At 61.5% G+C, this 15,784-nt stretch carries 18 protein-coding genes; 7 read left to right on the top strand and 11 right to left on the bottom strand.

The features are described 5' to 3' along the window. The first annotated feature begins 51 nt into the window (after window positions 1–51). On the top strand, window positions 52–519 hold the full coding sequence (locus ABWP89_RS12690) for an Lrp/AsnC family transcriptional regulator (protein ID WP_353229690.1): 468 nt from the start codon (window positions 52–54) through the stop codon (window positions 517–519). A gap of 110 nt (window positions 520–629) precedes the next feature. On the opposite strand, the gene ABWP89_RS12685 is transcribed toward ABWP89_RS12690, so the two are convergent. Continuing rightward, the gene (locus ABWP89_RS12685; protein WP_353229689.1) at window positions 630–1,202 is read right to left on the bottom strand and encodes an NnrU family protein; all 573 of its coding nucleotides are present in this window, start codon (window positions 1,200–1,202) and stop codon (window positions 630–632) included. A 329-nt stretch (window positions 1,203–1,531) separates the two neighbouring features. Here ABWP89_RS12685 and ABWP89_RS12680 point away from each other — a divergent pair, with 329 nt between their 5' ends. Further along, complete coding sequence (locus ABWP89_RS12680) at window positions 1,532–4,000, top strand: TonB-dependent receptor (RefSeq protein WP_353229688.1); 2,469 nt, start codon at window positions 1,532–1,534, stop codon at window positions 3,998–4,000. Between the two features lie 73 nt (window positions 4,001–4,073). Here ABWP89_RS12680 and ABWP89_RS12675 read toward each other — a convergent pair whose 3' ends face one another. Both ABWP89_RS12675 and ABWP89_RS12670 read right to left on the bottom strand, forming a co-directional pair. Beyond that, window positions 4,074–4,946: a tyrosine-protein phosphatase gene (locus ABWP89_RS12675; protein ID WP_353229687.1), complete on the bottom strand. Its 873-nt coding sequence runs from the start codon at window positions 4,944–4,946 to the stop codon at window positions 4,074–4,076. Window positions 4,947–5,024: 78 nt separating this feature from the next. Further along, window positions 5,025–5,747: a DUF4197 family protein gene (locus tag ABWP89_RS12670; protein ID WP_353229686.1), complete on the bottom strand. Its 723-nt coding sequence runs from the start codon at window positions 5,745–5,747 to the stop codon at window positions 5,025–5,027. Window positions 5,748–5,916: 169 nt separating this feature from the next. Between ABWP89_RS12670 and ABWP89_RS12665 the strand changes: the two genes are divergently transcribed. The 4 genes from ABWP89_RS12665 to ABWP89_RS12650 all read left to right on the top strand — a co-directional run bounded on the left by ABWP89_RS12665 (window position 5,917) and on the right by ABWP89_RS12650 (window position 10,159). Beyond that, window positions 5,917–7,050 (top strand): ATP phosphoribosyltransferase regulatory subunit, encoded by a 1,134-nt coding sequence (locus tag ABWP89_RS12665; RefSeq protein WP_353229685.1) that lies wholly within the window; start codon window positions 5,917–5,919, stop codon window positions 7,048–7,050. 174 nt (window positions 7,051–7,224) lie between these two features. After that, window positions 7,225–8,514 carry an adenylosuccinate synthase gene (locus ABWP89_RS12660; protein ID WP_353229684.1) on the top strand — a complete coding sequence of 430 codons (1,290 nt, stop codon included), beginning with the start codon at window positions 7,225–7,227 and terminating at the stop codon, window positions 8,512–8,514. A gap of 3 nt (window positions 8,515–8,517) precedes the next feature. Then, the gene (locus ABWP89_RS12655) at window positions 8,518–9,027 is read left to right on the top strand and encodes a L,D-transpeptidase family protein (protein WP_353229683.1); all 510 of its coding nucleotides are present in this window, start codon (window positions 8,518–8,520) and stop codon (window positions 9,025–9,027) included. Window positions 9,028–9,112: 85 nt separating this feature from the next. Further along, window positions 9,113–10,159, top strand: coding sequence for a winged helix DNA-binding protein (locus ABWP89_RS12650; RefSeq protein ID WP_353229681.1), 1,047 nt, complete (start codon window positions 9,113–9,115; stop codon window positions 10,157–10,159). Between the two features lie 167 nt (window positions 10,160–10,326). Here the strand turns inward: ABWP89_RS12650 and ABWP89_RS12645 are convergent, their stop codons facing one another. From ABWP89_RS12645 to folE, 3 genes are all read right to left on the bottom strand, one after another. Next, complete coding sequence (locus ABWP89_RS12645) at window positions 10,327–10,722, bottom strand: winged helix-turn-helix domain-containing protein (RefSeq protein WP_353229679.1); 396 nt, start codon at window positions 10,720–10,722, stop codon at window positions 10,327–10,329. Between the two features lie 92 nt (window positions 10,723–10,814). After that, window positions 10,815–11,771 carry an NAD(P)/FAD-dependent oxidoreductase gene (locus ABWP89_RS12640; protein ID WP_353229678.1) on the bottom strand — a complete coding sequence of 319 codons (957 nt, stop codon included), beginning with the start codon at window positions 11,769–11,771 and terminating at the stop codon, window positions 10,815–10,817. Window positions 11,772–11,783: 12 nt separating this feature from the next. Continuing rightward, entirely contained in the window at window positions 11,784–12,449 is a 666-nt protein-coding gene (gene folE, locus ABWP89_RS12635; RefSeq protein WP_353229677.1) for a GTP cyclohydrolase I FolE, read from the bottom strand. 179 nt (window positions 12,450–12,628) lie between these two features. Between folE and ABWP89_RS12630 the strand changes: the two genes are divergently transcribed. Continuing rightward, window positions 12,629–13,219 carry a PAS domain-containing protein gene (locus ABWP89_RS12630; protein WP_353229675.1) on the top strand — a complete coding sequence of 197 codons (591 nt, stop codon included), beginning with the start codon at window positions 12,629–12,631 and terminating at the stop codon, window positions 13,217–13,219. A gap of 447 nt (window positions 13,220–13,666) precedes the next feature. On the opposite strand, the gene ABWP89_RS12625 is transcribed toward ABWP89_RS12630, so the two are convergent. The 5 genes from ABWP89_RS12625 to ABWP89_RS12605 form a co-directional block, all read right to left on the bottom strand. Beyond that, window positions 13,667–14,239 carry a hypothetical protein gene (locus ABWP89_RS12625; RefSeq protein ID WP_353229674.1) on the bottom strand — a complete coding sequence of 191 codons (573 nt, stop codon included), beginning with the start codon at window positions 14,237–14,239 and terminating at the stop codon, window positions 13,667–13,669. Beyond that, a complete protein-coding gene (locus ABWP89_RS12620; RefSeq protein WP_353229672.1) occupies window positions 14,236–14,490 on the bottom strand; it encodes a hypothetical protein in 255 nt (84 codons plus the stop codon). The genes ABWP89_RS12625 and ABWP89_RS12620 overlap by 4 nt, the downstream gene beginning before the upstream one ends. An 88-nt stretch (window positions 14,491–14,578) precedes the next feature. Beyond that, window positions 14,579–14,908 carry a hypothetical protein gene (locus ABWP89_RS12615; RefSeq protein WP_353229671.1) on the bottom strand — a complete coding sequence of 110 codons (330 nt, stop codon included), beginning with the start codon at window positions 14,906–14,908 and terminating at the stop codon, window positions 14,579–14,581. A 32-nt stretch (window positions 14,909–14,940) separates the two neighbouring features. Further along, the gene (locus tag ABWP89_RS12610) at window positions 14,941–15,243 is read right to left on the bottom strand and encodes a hypothetical protein (RefSeq protein WP_353229670.1); all 303 of its coding nucleotides are present in this window, start codon (window positions 15,241–15,243) and stop codon (window positions 14,941–14,943) included. Between the two features lie 111 nt (window positions 15,244–15,354). Next, on the bottom strand, window positions 15,355–15,784 hold a 430-nt coding region (locus tag ABWP89_RS12605), incomplete at its 5' end, for a hypothetical protein (protein WP_353229669.1).

Here is a 15,784-nt window from a genome sequence, read left to right as displayed (position 1 = left end):
TGCCATTTGAGTTAGGGAAACACGCAGTTCATGCCGCTATCGGGAATAATCATGCCACATCCTGACCTTGATCCGATTGATCGCCGCATTCTGGGCGAATTGCAGCGCGATGGGCGCATGACCAACCAGGACTTGTCGGAACGGGTGGGCCTGTCGCCGTCGCCGTGTCTGCGCCGGTTGCGCGCGCTGGAGGCCGATGGCGTGATCGCGGGCTATGTCGCGCTGGTCGATCCGGTGCGGGTCGGTTTGCCGGTCGCTGCGTTTATCCGCGTGCGGCTGCACCGGCAGGATGACCGCCACCTGGCCACGTTTGAAAGTGCGGTGGCGGGGTTTGCCGAAGTGATGGAATGCTATCTGATGACCGGCGATGCCGATTACCAGGTGCGCGTGCAGGTGGAATCGCTGGGCGCGTTTGAGGATTTTCTGCGCCAGAAACTGACCCGCATTGATGGTGTGGCCGAGGTTACCACCAGCTTTGCGCTGCGGCCGATCGTCTACAAGACCGCGCTGCCGGTTTAGCCTGGCGTTAGAGCGTGATGCGAAAAAGTGGGTACCGGTTTTTCGCAAATAATCACGCGTAAACAAAGACATCTAGAGCATGATGCGATTCTTTCTTATCGCATCCTGCTCTAGCCCATCGGTGACACGCCGATCAGCAGCAGGTGCAGCCACATCGCAAATACCCCGGTCAGTACCGTGCCGACAATCACCACCAGCACAGTGTTTGCGGCGCGCGGCGGGACCACTGGCTTGCCCGATGGGGCGCGCAGGCGGCACGAGATGAAATCGGCAATCGCCCAAACCAGAAAGGCGCCGAACAGCGCCACCGCGCCCGGCGTGGCCCTGACCAGCAGGTGCCCCAGCGCCCACAGGCCGACACCGGCCACCATCGGGTCGCGCAGCAGGGTCTTGATATGGTTGCCCGGCCAATAGGCCGCAGTGTTGCAGACAAAACCCAGCCACACCAGCGTGTAGGTCAGGTGGCGCAGACCGGGGGGCAGCGCATAGAGCGGTTCCGCCCCGCGCGTCTGGCCATAGCCGTAACCGATCAGGATCAGCCCCGCCAGCGCCGCCAGCGTGTACAGGCCTTTCCACGGGCCATCCCCCAGCCGCGCGATAACGCCGGCGCGCCAGCCCGGGGCAACGATCTGCACAGAGTGGGAACCCAGGAAAAGCGCGAGCCCTGCAATCAGCCAAACCATGCGAACACATCTCCCCCGCCCGATATCGTTCTCTACCATCCGCCTCCAGCCCGGTGCGGTCAAGGGCATGGTGGTGTCGCTGCATTGCGGCATAGGTGATGGTGCTAAGGCGATGCGCGCGGGTTACGCTAAAACTGCATGAATTCAATTAATCCTTCGACTTTGTCGGGCGTGCGGCAGCCAGCGATGTGGCCTGACGGTGCATTGTTACGCAACTGCGACAAAATCCGGAATTGGCCGGGCAAGCCGTAACAATCGCCCTGTGGGCGGCCGGGTGCGTCCGATGACGCCCACTTTACTGTCAAATGGCAAAAAGAATGAGGGTCCCCATGCTTCACATCCGCAACCACCTGGCACTGACCGTGTCGTCCATCGCCACCGCCTTGCTGATCGCCCAGCCCGCACGGGCGGCTGACGCAGCCCCTGCCCCCGCGCCCGATGCAGCGGCGCCCGAAATCAGTGAAAAGCTGAACGAGATCGTGGTGACCGCGCAAAAGCGGCCCGAAAACCTGCAGAAAGTGCCGATCGCAATATCAGCGCTGAGCGGCGCGGCATTGCAGGAGCGCCATGCGCAATCACTGCTCGATCTGGGTGACGGCGCGATTCCGTCGCTGCGGGTCGATCCGTTCTTTTCCCGCCCCAGCGCGCTGATCATCAACGTGCGCGGCATCGGCGTGCTGTCGGACAGCAACCAGCCGGCGCGCGACCAGGGCGTCGGCGTTTATATCGATGGCGTCTATCTGGGCCGTCCGCAGGGGTTGGGCACCGCATTGTTCGATGTCGAAAACCTGGAAGTGCTGAAAGGTCCGCAGGGCACACTGTTTGGTCGCAACACCGAAGGTGGCGCGGTCAGCATCACCACCAAAAAGCCGGCCGGCAAGTTCCGCATGAACACCACCATCGGTGCGGGCAACTGGGGCAGTTACAAGGCGGAAAGCCATATCGATCTGCCCGAATTTGCCAATATCAGCGTGAAGCTTGACGGGATTGTCAGCCATCGCGACGGCACAGTGAAAAATAGCCTGCCGGGCGCATCGGATTTCAATGCCTATGACAAGCGCGGCCTGCATGGCGAGCTGTTGTGGAAACCGGCGGCGAATTTCAGTGCCGATCTGTCACTCGACACCTCGTACGATGCGACGACCACGTTGTATCAGCAGTATATTTCAGCAGGCACTGGCCTGACCGGGCCGTCGACCACCGCTGTGGTTGCCAACGTGCTGCCCGCGCTGAACCCGCTCCAGCCAACCCGCGTGACCAAGGCCATTGTCGGATCGCCCGAGCAGCCGGGGATCGGCCGGAGCGACGGCGGACGCCTGACGCTGGAATACAACGTGATGCCCACGCTGAAGCTGAAATCGATCACGGCCTATCGTGAACTGACGCAGAGCCAGTTTGACAACGGGTCGGTTGCCACATCGATGTCGATACCGAAATCGGTGGCCACATCGGCCACTGGCGATACCAATTTTGCCTTTGGACGGTACAGCCTGGCCAATTTCCGCCAAAACCAGGTCAGCCAGGAAGTGCAGGCGATTGGCGAGATTGAGCGCGTGAAGTACCAGTTTGGCGCGCTGTATTACCAGGAACGCGTGCAGGACAATGCCCAGGCGTTCAACACGATGAAGTTTACCGACGTCGCCGGCAGCGCCTATACCTATATCCCCTATGACCTGTCGGGTCAGAGCATGGCGGCGCCGGTGATCCAGCGTGCCAGCTATGTGCGCACCACCAGCATCGGTGTCTATGGCCAGGCGACGTATACCCCGCCGATCGCGGGGGACATTGCCCACCTGACTGTCGGCGCGCGCTATACCAATGACAAGAAGGCCGGGGTGTTGTTCACGGTCAACGGTGCTGCGCCGATCGTGCCGGTCAACGGGGTGAACGTGCAGGCGCCAATCGCCCTGAACGCATCGTGGTCGCGGGTTGATCCGATGATCAACCTGGCGATCGATGCCACGCGCGACATCAACCTGTATGGCAAATGGAGCACCGGTTATCGGTCGGGCGGCGCCAATTCGCGTTCGCTGACCTATGCCCGGTTCAACCCCGAAACGCTGTCGATGTTCGAAATCGGGGCAAAGACCGAATTCTTTGATCACCGTGCGCGCTTTAACGTTGCGGCCTATACCGGCGCTTACAAGAACATTCAGGTCGATTTTTCCGGTGCTTACGTCGATTTTACGGTCAACCCGCCGATCTTTACCACCCGTACCACCACCAACACCGTCAATGCGCCGACGACCGGGCGCGTGAAGGGGGTAGAAGCCGACCTGACCTTCAAACCGGCACCGGGTCTGACCATGAACCTGAGCTATGCCTATAACAGCGTGCACATCCCGGCCACGTTGAACCCGTTCCCGATTCCCAACAGCGGCGGGCAATATATCACCGTGCCGATCCCGATCTATCAGACCGAAACGCCGCAGCACGCCGCCAGCGGCGCGATCGACTATGAAGTGCCGATCAGCGGGTTTACCCTGCGGGCGCATCTGGATGGCAACTACAACTCTGGCTATTATGCCAACGGCACGGATTCCAACTACGACACGGCAACGCGTGCGGTGACGTATGCGCAGCCCAAGGGGGATTCGGCCTTTGTGGTGAACGGTCGCCTGGCGCTGACCGATTTCGATCTGGGAGCAACCGGCGGCAAGCTGACGGTGGCGGTCTGGTCGCGCAACCTGTTCAATGAACAGCATCTGTTTTACAAGTCTGGGTCGGCCGCAACGGGCATCCAGGGCTTTTTCAACGATCCGCGGACGTTTGGCGGTGAAATCAACGTTCGTTTCTGATCGACCGGACAAAACGCCAATGCAATCGGGGGCGCCATGCAGATGGCGCCCCCTTTTTTCAATCAGGGCAGCGTCAGTCGAGGTAAAGCTTACGCAATTGCGCAATTTCTGTTGGCCCGACGCCCAGCTCATCGCGGAGATAGCCCGGCGCGCCATCGGTATGCGCGTCGACCACTGCCAGCGCCGCTTCGATATAGCTGCGGTCTGCCGCCAGGAACGCCTTTTGCACCGCAGGTGGCAGGCTGGCCATCGGGCCGCTGGCCTTGCCCGCCATCAGCGCGGCGGTGTCGAGCGTCTGGTTGGTCAGCAGATAATCATCGATCACGGTCTGGCGCGGCACGCCCAAGGCGGTCAATACCAGCGCGGCGGCAATCCCGGTGCGGTCCTTGCCCGCAGAACAATGGAAGGCCAGCGGCGCCTGGCCCGCCACCAATTGTGCAAACATGCGGCGGTATTGCCCGTTGAATTGCGCCAGCATGCGCGGATAGCTGGCCGCCAGACCGGCACGCGCGGATTCGGCGGTCCAGGTGTTCATTGGCCCGGCGGGCATCAGCATGCGGTAATCGAGCAGATAATCCTGCGTCAGCATCAGCGGGGCGCCGGGTTCGGGCCAGGCCGCCGGTTCGGCCGCGCGTTCGCGGGTGTCGCGCAGATCGCACACCACGCGGATGCCGATCTTTTCCAGCGTGGCGTAATCGTGAGGGGTCAGCCCGTGCATCGATCCCGAACGGAATAGCAGGCCCCATTTCACGCTGTGGCCGTCGGTCGTGCGATAGCCGCCCAGATCGCGGAAATTGCGTCCGCCTTCCAGTGGCAGGACCCGCTGGTGCGCGGCGGGGGTGGTTGCCGAGGCGGTCGATGGGGCGGCGACCTGCGCCAGCAACGGCGGGCAGGCGGCGGCCAATGCCGCGGCAATCATGATGGTCAATCGTCTATCGTGGCGCATGTGCGTTCCCATCAGGCAAAGGTCTTTCACGATCGCTACCACGGCAATTGTGCCAGCGTGGTGACATCCGGTCCGAAGTCAGAGCGGGATCGCGCCGAGAACCCCGCGCAGGGTGCCCAACGGATCGGCGCGGAGACGGGCTTCTTCATCGGCCATATAGCGATAGATGCCGTTGAGGGCCTGATCGGTGACTGAATTGCCAATCGCATCGCGCGTCAGGCCCAGTGACCCAACCAGCGGGTTATGCCCGGAAAGCCGGTCGAACGCGGAATAGGCACCGATCCTGCGCATCGCGCTATCGATCAACGGCCGCACCTGTTTGTGCAGCACATCGCCGGAACTGGTGCGAAGATATTGCGTGCCGCCGTCACGGTGGGTGGCAATATCGGGAATATCAGTAAGCCGCATGCGCGCAATGGCGGCACGAAACACCGGCTTTGCCGCATGGGCGGCCATGCCGGCGGCATCGTTGAGCTGTCGCGTGATGCGATCCAGCCCGCCCACTTTGCCGACAGCGCCCAAAACATCGCCCAGCAGGCCGCCACCCCCGCCGACACCACCACCGACACTACCACCGATATGGCCAAGCCCCGGAATGGCGATGCGGATTGCCTGGTCATTGTAAAACGCGCCGGGCACGGCGAGGTGGTCGAGCGCATGATCCGATGCCGAACCCAGCAGGTTGGTGAGTGGCGAGCCAGGCGATTGTGCCCGGCCAGGGCCACCAACAGCAAACAGCGCCCCCATTGAGGCCAATGACGCGATAACCGCGCGCCGTTGCATGGGCGATGTTGGTGACATGGTGATTTCCCCCGTGCGGGCGGGCTGGGTTGGGTCGCCAGCGCCGGCACAGCAAACCTTGCCGCTTTGCGCTGCGCCAGTCCAGCCCTGCGAAGTGCTGCCCCGGCGTGCGCGGACACCTGCGCAGGCCCTTTTCCTTTTGACCACAATCCGGCTACAGGCGCAGATCATGAGCACCAGCGCAATCACCAGCAGCCAGCCGGATCTGCTGCCCGAAGGTCTTGAGGACCGCCTGCCGCGTGAAGCGGCGACCACCACGCGGGTCATGCGGGCGATTCATGGCGTGATGCATGGGCATGGCTATGACCGCGTGTTGCCGCCGATGGTTGAATTTGATGAAACGCTGGGCGCGCGGATGGCGGGTATCCGTTCGCGCAGGATGTTTCGGTTTGTTGATCCGCAAAGCCTGCGGATGTTGATTTTGCGCGGTGATCATACCCCGCAGATCGGCCGGATTGCGGCATCGCGGCTGTCGGCCGCGGCGCGCCCGTTGCGGCTGTGTTATGCCGGGCAGGTCGTGCTCATCCGCGGCGACGGGCTGGACCCGGCGCGTGAACGGCTGCAATGCGGCGCCGAACTGATCGGGGCGGACAATGTCGCGGCGGCCAGCGAGATCGTCGCCACCGCGATCGAGGCTTTGCAAGCTGCTGGCGCAACCGGTGTCAGTGTGGATTTTACGCTACCCGATCTGGTTGATGTGCTGGCGGCGCAGGCGCTGCCGCTGGCGCCCGACGCGATTGAGGGGGTGCGGCGAGAACTGGATACCAAGGATGCCGGTGGCCTGGTTGATGCCGGCGGTGCCGGCTATGTCCCCTTGCTGTATGCCACCGGTGATTTCGATCGCGCGATCGAGCGGCTGGCAGCGTTTGACACGACCGGGGTGCTGGCCGGACGCATTGCTGCCTTGCGCGAAATCTCTGTGCGGTTGGACGGGCGTGCGCGCCTGACGCTCGACCCCAGTGAGCGGCACGGTTTTGAATACCAGTCGTGGTTTGGTTTCACGCTCTATGCCGATGGGGTACGCGGCCTGCTGGGGCGGGGCGGAACCTATCGCATTGCCGGGCCGAACGGGGGTGAGGTGGCCACCGGGTTTTCGCTGTTCCCCGATGCGCTGATTGATCGCCTGGCGGTCGCGGAACCGGTTGAGGACTGTGTGTTTCTGCCACTGGGGCACGATGCCGACGCGGCCGCGCGGCTGCGTGCGATTGGCTGGCGCACGATCGCCGCGCTGTCTGCCACCGACAACGCTGCGGCATTGGGCTGCAGCCATCTGTTGACAGTTGATGGCCCGGTGCCGGTTTGACGGGATGACGCGGGCGGGATCGCGGGGGCGGGCCTTGACTTGGCCCACGATCTCCCGCAGTTGCGCCCCCGCGATATCGCAGGCCTGGTTGTCAGGCATGCCCGTTCCATCCGCGACGCCGAGACCTGTCGAAGGGCGTTTTGCGGATCACCCGGCAGGGGACAAATTGTAACCATGGCAAATGTTACCGTGATCGGCGCCCAGTGGGGCGATGAGGGCAAGGGCAAGATTGTCGATTGGCTGGCCAGCCGCGCCGACGCGGTGGTGCGGTTCCAGGGCGGCCACAACGCCGGCCACACGCTGGTGGTGGGCGACCAGGTCTACAAGCTGAGCCTGCTGCCATCGGGGATCGTAACCGGCACGTTGTCGATCATTGGCAACGGGGTGGTGCTGGACCCATGGGCGCTGCAGGCCGAAGTGGAAAAGCTGACCGCGCAAGGGGTTACGATCAACCCCGATAATTTTGCGATTGCCGACAATTGCCCGTTGATACTGCCCTTGCACCGCGATCTGGATGGATTGCGTGAAGCGGCGGCCGGTTCCGGCAAGATCGGGACCACCGGGCGCGGGATCGGCCCGGCCTATGAGGACAAAGTTGGTCGTCGCGCGATCCGGGTTTGCGATCTGGCGCATCTGGATTCGCTCGATACGCAATTGGCCCGGCTGTGCGCGCACCATGATGCCTTGCGTGCAGGGTTTGGCCAGCCGCCGGTTGATCGTGAGGCCCTGCTGACCGAATTGCGTGCCATCGCGCCCTATGTGCTGCAATTTGCGCAACCGGTGTGGAAGCGGCTGCAAACCGTGCGCAAGGCGGGCGCGCGCATCCTGTTCGAGGGCGCACAGGGCGTTCTGCTGGATGTCGATCACGGGACATATCCGTTTGTGACATCATCCAACACGGTGTCGGGAACCGCGGCGTCTGGTTCAGGGCTGGGGCCGGCGGCGACCGGATTTGTGCTGGGCATCGTTAAGGCCTATACCACCCGGGTCGGATCTGGTCCGTTCCCGACAGAACTGACCGATGACATTGGCCAGGAGCTGGGCGAACGCGGGCATGAATTTGGCACGGTGACCGGGCGCAAACGGCGCTGCGGCTGGTTTGATGCGGTGCTGGTGCGGCAGTCTTGTGCCATTTCCGGGGTTACCGGAATTGCCTTGACGAAGCTGGACGTGCTTGACGGGTTTGACAAAGTGCGGATCTGTACCGGCTATCGGTTGCACGGCAAAGTGCTGGATTATCTGCCCAGCCATGCTGCCGATCAGGCCGCGGTCGAACCGATTTACGAAGAAATGGACGGCTGGCACGGCACCACGGCCGGTGCGCGGTCGTGGGCCGATCTGCCGGCGCAGGCGATCAAATATATCCAGCGCGTGCAGGAATTGATCGAAACGCCGGTGGCGCTGGTGTCAACCTCACCCGAACGTGAGGACACGATTCTGGTGCGGGACCCGTTCATCGACTGAACCATGGTGCGATTCGCGCGCATATCATCCTATGCACTTGGCCTTGCGCTGTTGAGCGGAACGGCGCCGGGCCATGGTGCAGGCGTGGCGCAAGCGCAGCAGGTCGATCGGTTGCTGATCGAAAAAGCCGCGCGGCGGATCACGCTGTTCGCCGCCAGTGGCGCGGTGGTGCAGGTTTATCAAGCCATCCAGCTTGGCTGGCAACCGGTTGGCGCTAAGCACTTTGCCGGCGACGGACGCACGCCCGAAGGCCATTACCGGATTGATCGCGGGCTGGAAAACAGCGCTTATCACCTGGCGTTGCATGTGTCCTATCCGTCAACTGGCGATCGCGCCTTTGCCGCCGATCGGGGTCGCGATCCCGGTGGGGCGATCTTTATCCATGGTCAGCCAAACGGAATGGACCGTCCTGCCGGCGATTGGACCGCGGGGTGCATCGCGGTGGACAACCAGCAAATTGAGGAAATCTGGTCGCTGGTGGGTGATGATACCCCGGTCGACATTGTCCCTTGATCCAAATTCGAGGTATCCGTAGTTGACCTTATAGGCGTTTGTTCCACTCTTGTTCGCGTTTGGGCGCGAAAGGATCAGAGGAAACATGGGACAGACTGCACCGCAGTTCGAATACGGCAGTGGCGAATCCGGGTCTGGCCATGGATTTGATGGCGGAGCGGGATTTTCCCCGGTCGGCCGATCGGGGCTTGCTGTCTCAATCTTTGCCGATCGCGGTTATCTGCGGGCGGAAATGGCTGAGGATGCCGCTGCTGCAGGGCTTCGCGTGGCACAAACGACGGATCTTGCCCGGTTGCTTGAACCGGGTGATCCGCCGTCTTTGCCCGATCTTGTGCTGGTGGATTGCCCGGTAATTGACGGGGCCGAACTGGCTGCGCTGTCACGGCTTGATCTGAGGGCATCGCAGGCGGGGTCGCATCTGGTGGTTTCGACTTCCATGGGTTCGCTGGATGAGGTGTTTGGTTGCCTTGACAAGGCTGATACACAGATTCTGGTCACCCCCAGCCGCGCGGACCGTGTGATTGCGCTTGGCCGTGTCCTGGCGCGGTCGGGAAACCGGGTGCGCGAACTGTCGGAGGAAGACCGGCTGAGCCTGTTGCGGTTGACCGAGCAGGTAAGCCAGATCGCGCACAAGCTGGAAAAGCTGTCGTCGCATGGCGCGGCAGAGACGCCTGGCGCATTCCGTTTTGAAAATCAGGCTGGATATACCGCCAAGGTTGATGCCAAGCTTGATCCCCAATTTGATGGTGGCAGCGACCGCTTGGTCAGGGCGTCGCGGCCGCCGCTGCCCGATCCACGGCTGGTGCGCAAGATCATTCGCCAGCGCCAATTGCGCGCACGGTTTTTTGAAGGCGACCTGTTTGCCGATCCGGCGTGGGACATGTTGCTGGATCTGACGGCTGCAAGAGTTGAGCATGTGCGTGTTTCGGTGACGTCGCTGTGCATCGCATCGGGAGTTCCACCGACCACAGCGCTGCGCTGGATTGGGCAGATGACTGATGCTGGTTTGTTGCAGCGGGTGGACGACGAAACCGACCGGCGTCGTGCTTTCATTACGCTGACGGACAAGGCTGCGGACGCCATGGCACGGTATTTTTCCGAACTTGGCGCCAGCGCAGCGAGCCTTGTGTAGAAACATCTTTCGTATGCAGGGCTGGGGGCTTTTTCACCTGCGCCCTGCTGCGAGACCCACACAGTTGATCTTTGCGGCGGTGGATCTGGCGGAGGTTGGCGATTGCGTTGGGTGGTGTCAGAGGTGGCCTTGGCCGTATCATGAAATGCGCCAAACCGCCCAGGAGGTCAGCCTTCGCCGTGCGACAGGTGCGCAGAAGGTTCATGCGGAATTGGTCTTTCGCGGATGAGCGATGCCAACGTGTGCCAGCCGTTTTCTTCGGCGCATGTATCAAGGCTTTGTTGCAGGTCGCGATACCGGATCAAGACATTGAGCCCAAATTCGGTCAAGTGCGCGCCACCGGCAGCCCGACCTGGCGTAGTTTCTACAAGGCGGCTTTGCCAGCATCGGTTCATGACATCGACCAATTGCCATGCACGCCGATAACTCATTCCCATCTGGCGGGCTGCGCCGGCGATCGAACCCGTGGAAGCAATGCGTTCCAACAGGTCGGCTTTTCCAGGACCCATGGCGATTGCATCATCGCACAACACTTGCAGTTTCAGCTTGATAGTCTGCTTCACCGCATGCCCCGCACCACAATCTCTACTGCGGCATCTTTGCGCAGTCGTGCGCGTAGATCAAGCGATTGCAAGAAGTTGCGGCAGGCGGAAGCCTATCCCACAATTGCGATCGATTCGGTGACCATGCGCTCGCCAAGGCGGCGTCCCGATAACCAGGCGGATTCAATCCGGGGGCCAATCAGCCAATCGCCGCAAGCGCCAACCTGCAAAGCTGGATTCCAAAGGCAGCCCACGCCTGTTCCCGCCGACAAGGCGTAACGCCAGCGGTGGATTGACTGGCCCACCGGCGCGGGTAGCGCTGCCCCTATTTCCTCCTCTAGCGCTTTGAACAAATGCGCGCCGACATCTGTTTGGGATTTTTCAAGGTTTTGTAAAGACCATTGCGGAGTCGCCTGAACGACCCAACTTTCGGGACCAGAACGACCGGGCTTTTCGTTGTCGCGTGTCGCCCACGCCACGATGCCGGAATCGCGGATCAGCCCGGTATGATGATCCAGCCGTTCCGAAAAGGCATACATGGCGGCCCAGCATGGTTGTGATCGCGCAAATAGCGCCGCCTGGGCAAGTTGAAAGTCATGCAGGGTGAGGATCGGCGCTGTTTGTTCAGCGGGCAGAGCAAGCACGACAGAGTCGTAAAGTGTGTCGCCCTGACCATCGCCAACCAGTTGCCAGTGCTTGCCTTGTCGTTTCAACCCTTTGATCAAGGATGAAAAGGTTACGTCCTGCAATCCCGCCAGGTGGCGCACGATCGTATTCATGGCGGGTACGCCAACATAAGCGTCGGGGCGTGCGATCGGCCACCTTGCGACGAGGCCCTGCGCCTCCCAACTACCGACTTGCTCGGCAAATGCCGCGTCGCGCACCGTAAAGTATTGCGCACCGAAATCGAACACGGCTGGGCCCACTGTTGTTTCGATGCGGCGACTGGCCATCCGGCCACCAGGCCCGCGGCCCTTGTCAAACAGGCTGACTTTGAACCCCGCCAGTTTAAGCGTCTGAGCACAGGACAGGCCAGAAATGCCCGCCCCGATGATTGCCACATGTTGCACGATCAGCTGGCCCTATCCGTGGCCCATGAGCGATAGCACTTCTTTTCGGCTGGTCGCATCGTCAAGAAAGCAGCCTAGCATGCGGCTGGTGACCATACCTACGCCCGGGGTGCGCACACCGCGACCGGTCATGCATCCATGCTGTGCCTCAATCACCACAGCGACGCCTTGCGGATGCAGATTGTCCCAGATGCAGCGCGCGACTTCGCTCGTCAAACGCTCTTGAATTTGAAGCCTGCTGGCATACCCCTGAAGCACCCGCGCCAGTTTCGAAATCCCCACGACCCGGTTGCGCGGCAGATAGGCAATCGACGCCAATCCTGTGATCGGCGCAAGGTGGTGTTCGCAATGCGATTGGAATGGTATATTTTTCAGCAGAACGACCTCGTCATAACCCGCCACTTCACTAAAGGTGCGTCGAAGGTGAATCCCCGGATCATCTTGATAGCCTGCGCAATATTCTTTCCACGCACGGCCGACGCGTGAGGGGGTATCGATCAGCCCTTCGCGATCAGGGTTTTCTCCGGCCCAGCGCAGCAAAGTGCGGATTGCGTCCTGCACGTTGTCAGGCACCTCAGCCCTTGCACTATGCCGGTGGCTGGCGGATTGCGCGCTGGCATCGTTGCCTGGGCCACAGTCAGTGTCGATGTCCTCGACATCCAGCGCAACATAGTTCATTCAGAACGTTCCTTTCGCACCCCATGCGCATTTGGTGCGAGTGGTGTTGACTTTCGCCCTCGGCAAGCCGGTTTCGGCTGTCCCCGGGGTACAGCCGGAAGATCGGCGTCGGGTACGACAGTGACAACATGGTCCAAAGGGCAGTTGTGCTGGTGGCGACAAAAGCGTTGGGAGCATGCATGTCGATAAGTGTCATGATAGAAAACAGTTCGGTCGCCGCGGTCGTGAGTGACCCGCGTTTGCCCGACAATCCTATTATTGCCTGCAATCAGGCTTTCGTGGATTTGACCGGATACAGCCCGGACGAAATCGTCGGTCGCAACTGCCGCTTTCTGCGCGGACCGGGAACCGAAAGCGCCCTCAGCGACGAATTGCGCTCCGGGATCGCTGCTCGTGTGCCGGTGATGGTCGAAATCCTCAACTACAAGAAAAATGGAACACCATTTCGCAACGCAGTGATGGTCGCTCCGATTTTCGATGCAGAGGGCGAGCTGGAATACTTTCTCGGGTCCCAGGTCGAGCTTTCCGCCGGAGCGGATGAAGCACGCAAGTCGCGTGCGGTGATAGCGCGGGAAAAGGTTGAAGGGCTGCCGAAACGCCAACGCGAAATCCTGGAGTGCATCGCTGCAGGAAAGCTCAACAAACAGATCGCGTGGGAGCTGCAGTTGAGTGAACGCACGGTCAAACTGCACCGTGCCGCAGTTTTAAAGGCACTCAGCGTCAGGACGAGCGCCGATGCAATTCGCATGGCGATCGAAGCCGGTCTGTAGCGGCGGCGACGCAAAGGCTTCACTTGGCGAAACCGATCCGCCTATGTATAGGCAGCGTCGGTGTGCGGGCGTGGCGGAACAGGTAGACGCAGCGGACTTAAGATTGATCGATGCTTGGGTGCGCGTCGGGAAACCGGCGCTGCAGAACTGCTCAAATTCGGGGAAACCTTTGATCTGGCAATCCCGAGCCAAGTCCTTGTGAATAGTTCACAGGGGAAGGTGTAGAGACTAGACGGGCAGCACCTAACCCTCGAATGCGAGGCAGGGTGAAGGGATAGTCCAGACCACGAACACGGGTTGCAAAGTTTTCAACCCATGGCGGCGAAAGCCGAAGTTGGTACGAAAATCCGTTGGGCATTGCCCGTGCCGGTTCAAATCCGGCCGCCCGCACCACACGTCTCAACCGCTTTTCACATGTTCGACGCTGACGGAATGCACCCCGTCCATCTACTCTGCACTGTTGCGCGGTAACGGATCGATGGTCGATGCCCAGTCATGCGCTGCGATCGCATAAGTCACCGCGTCGGTGCAGGCGTGCACGTCCCGGCTGGATACCATGATGGCATCGGCGGGCACCGGCGGAGAAGTTGCGGCACTGCCACTCGCGGCGCTGGCAATGGCCGCCCCGGCACCGCGTGCAACGTCTGTGGCGCGCAAGCGGTGGCTGACAATGTAAACATCAGCAGCAGGCTGTGCGTTTGCCAGTTGGGTTTGATATGCATGATCCGCCTCGTTCGCTTTGGCCTGGTACACGGCCCTTTGATGGTGCAGCGCTTCCGCCGCGATCCGGGTCGCTTCGGATTGCGCGGCCATGATGTGCGCTTTGTCGGCCCTCAGCCGGGCGATCGTACGGTCTTTCACCTCGATCACATGCCAGCACAGCGCGAGCAGCGCCGCACAGAGCGCCAGAGCCGCCGGATAAGGGTTGCGGGTCGCCGATGCCCATCCTGCCGCGCCAGCGCGCGCCAAACGGTTTGGCAGGCCCAAGGCCTTGATGATCAGCCAGATCGCGCCGATCACGGCTTGGGCTCCGTCCCGTTGGTGCCCCAAATCAGCCCACCGATCGCGGCGACAATCAGCGGGACATAGACCTGCAGCGCAGCCAGGAGGGTGGCCCATGTGTCCACGCTGGCGGTTTTGGTGACCACCGTGGCGGCCGCCGCGACGGGCAGCAGGATCAGCAGCACGATCGCGATCGCCATGCCGATCAGGCGGCCGATGGCCACGGTTTCATTGTCGGCGCCGGTCAGCGCCTGTTTCAGCCAGGTCATGTCATTGTCCCCCCAGGATCTGTTGCAGGATTGGCATGATGTCGGTCGGCACGGGGCGCACCGGGCGGTGCCCAGGCTTGCTGACGTTTCAGGCGTTCGCCCAATCGGCATGCTCGCTCGCGTCGGTGCTCCAATGAAACGACAGCGCAGCGGCCAGTTGCCCATCGTTGAGCGGGTGGCCAGCGAAAGCGCGGTTGATGGCGGGCATATAGACGGCATTGAGACGGGCGGTCGACGCTCGGATGCAATCCACCAGCGGCGCGGGCCGGTGGACTTGGTCCTGCACAGCGATCTTGGCCGACGCGGTCAGGCCCATGGCCCATGTCCAATTGGGCGGATCGGCGCTGTCCAGATAGCTTTCGAGGGCAATACCTTCCTCGGTCGCCAGATAGGCGACGGCACGGGGTGTCAGTTGCATGGGGATTGCCTTTGTTGGTACATCGCCGCCGATCATTCTGGCGCGTCGCCGGATTTCTTGCGCAGATCATCGAGCAGGTGCCTGGCGCGCAGCAGGACCGGGGCGGTGGGGTCGAATTCCTTGATTTTCAGCCATAGCAATTCGATCACGGTCAGTTGGATCGCGCGGCGCTCGTGGCTTTCGCGTTCGCGCTGGCGACATTCGTCCAGCTGTTCTTCGATGCCGACAAAGCGGCGCTCGATCTTGTCCCAGACAAATTTTCCAGCGGCGCCGATCGTTGTCAGCGCGCCACCGCTACCGACCACCAGGGTCACGATATCTGTCACGTTGCTCAAAGTTCGACCTCCGGGCATTAAAAAGCCGTCCGGAGGCGGCGTGAGTGATCAGGGCCAGCGGACGGAGTCAAGTGAGTGGCCGCGTTGTGGAGGTCAGGCTGTGACATCCGGTCATACCGCCGCCCCCGTCGCATCCACCCAAGCGGCGCCCGTCCACCAGATCGGCTTGCCATTCGCGTTAAGCGTAGTGTCGAAATAAAGATAACCCATGTCAGCAACACCCAGCGCGGGGCGGCTCACTGTTACATTCTTGGTTGCGCGCGGCCCGATACTCGACCAGTTCCCGGTGGCAGCACCCGTTGCGATGTATTGGCGTTTGTTCGTATAATCCCAATAGAGTTCTCCTTCGAGGCGCGGAGCAATTACACCGTAGGGTGAACCACTTCCGCGCCGCATCAAGGGCGCTTCCATCGCTGTGCCATCCGGTGTTTTGATAAATAAAACTGCGTTGGCATTGGTGGAACCAACCCAGCAAACACCGCCAGATACGATATTGGTGTTTACAGAACGGATTTGAAGAGCAATTGGGTCGGATACTTTG

The sequence above is a fragment of the Novosphingobium sp. genome (genome assembly GCF_040398825.1).
Lineage (GTDB): Bacteria > Pseudomonadota > Alphaproteobacteria > Sphingomonadales > Sphingomonadaceae > Novosphingobium.
The sequence above is the reverse complement of the archived record's forward strand: the minus strand, read 5'-3'. Positions and strand labels throughout refer to the sequence as shown.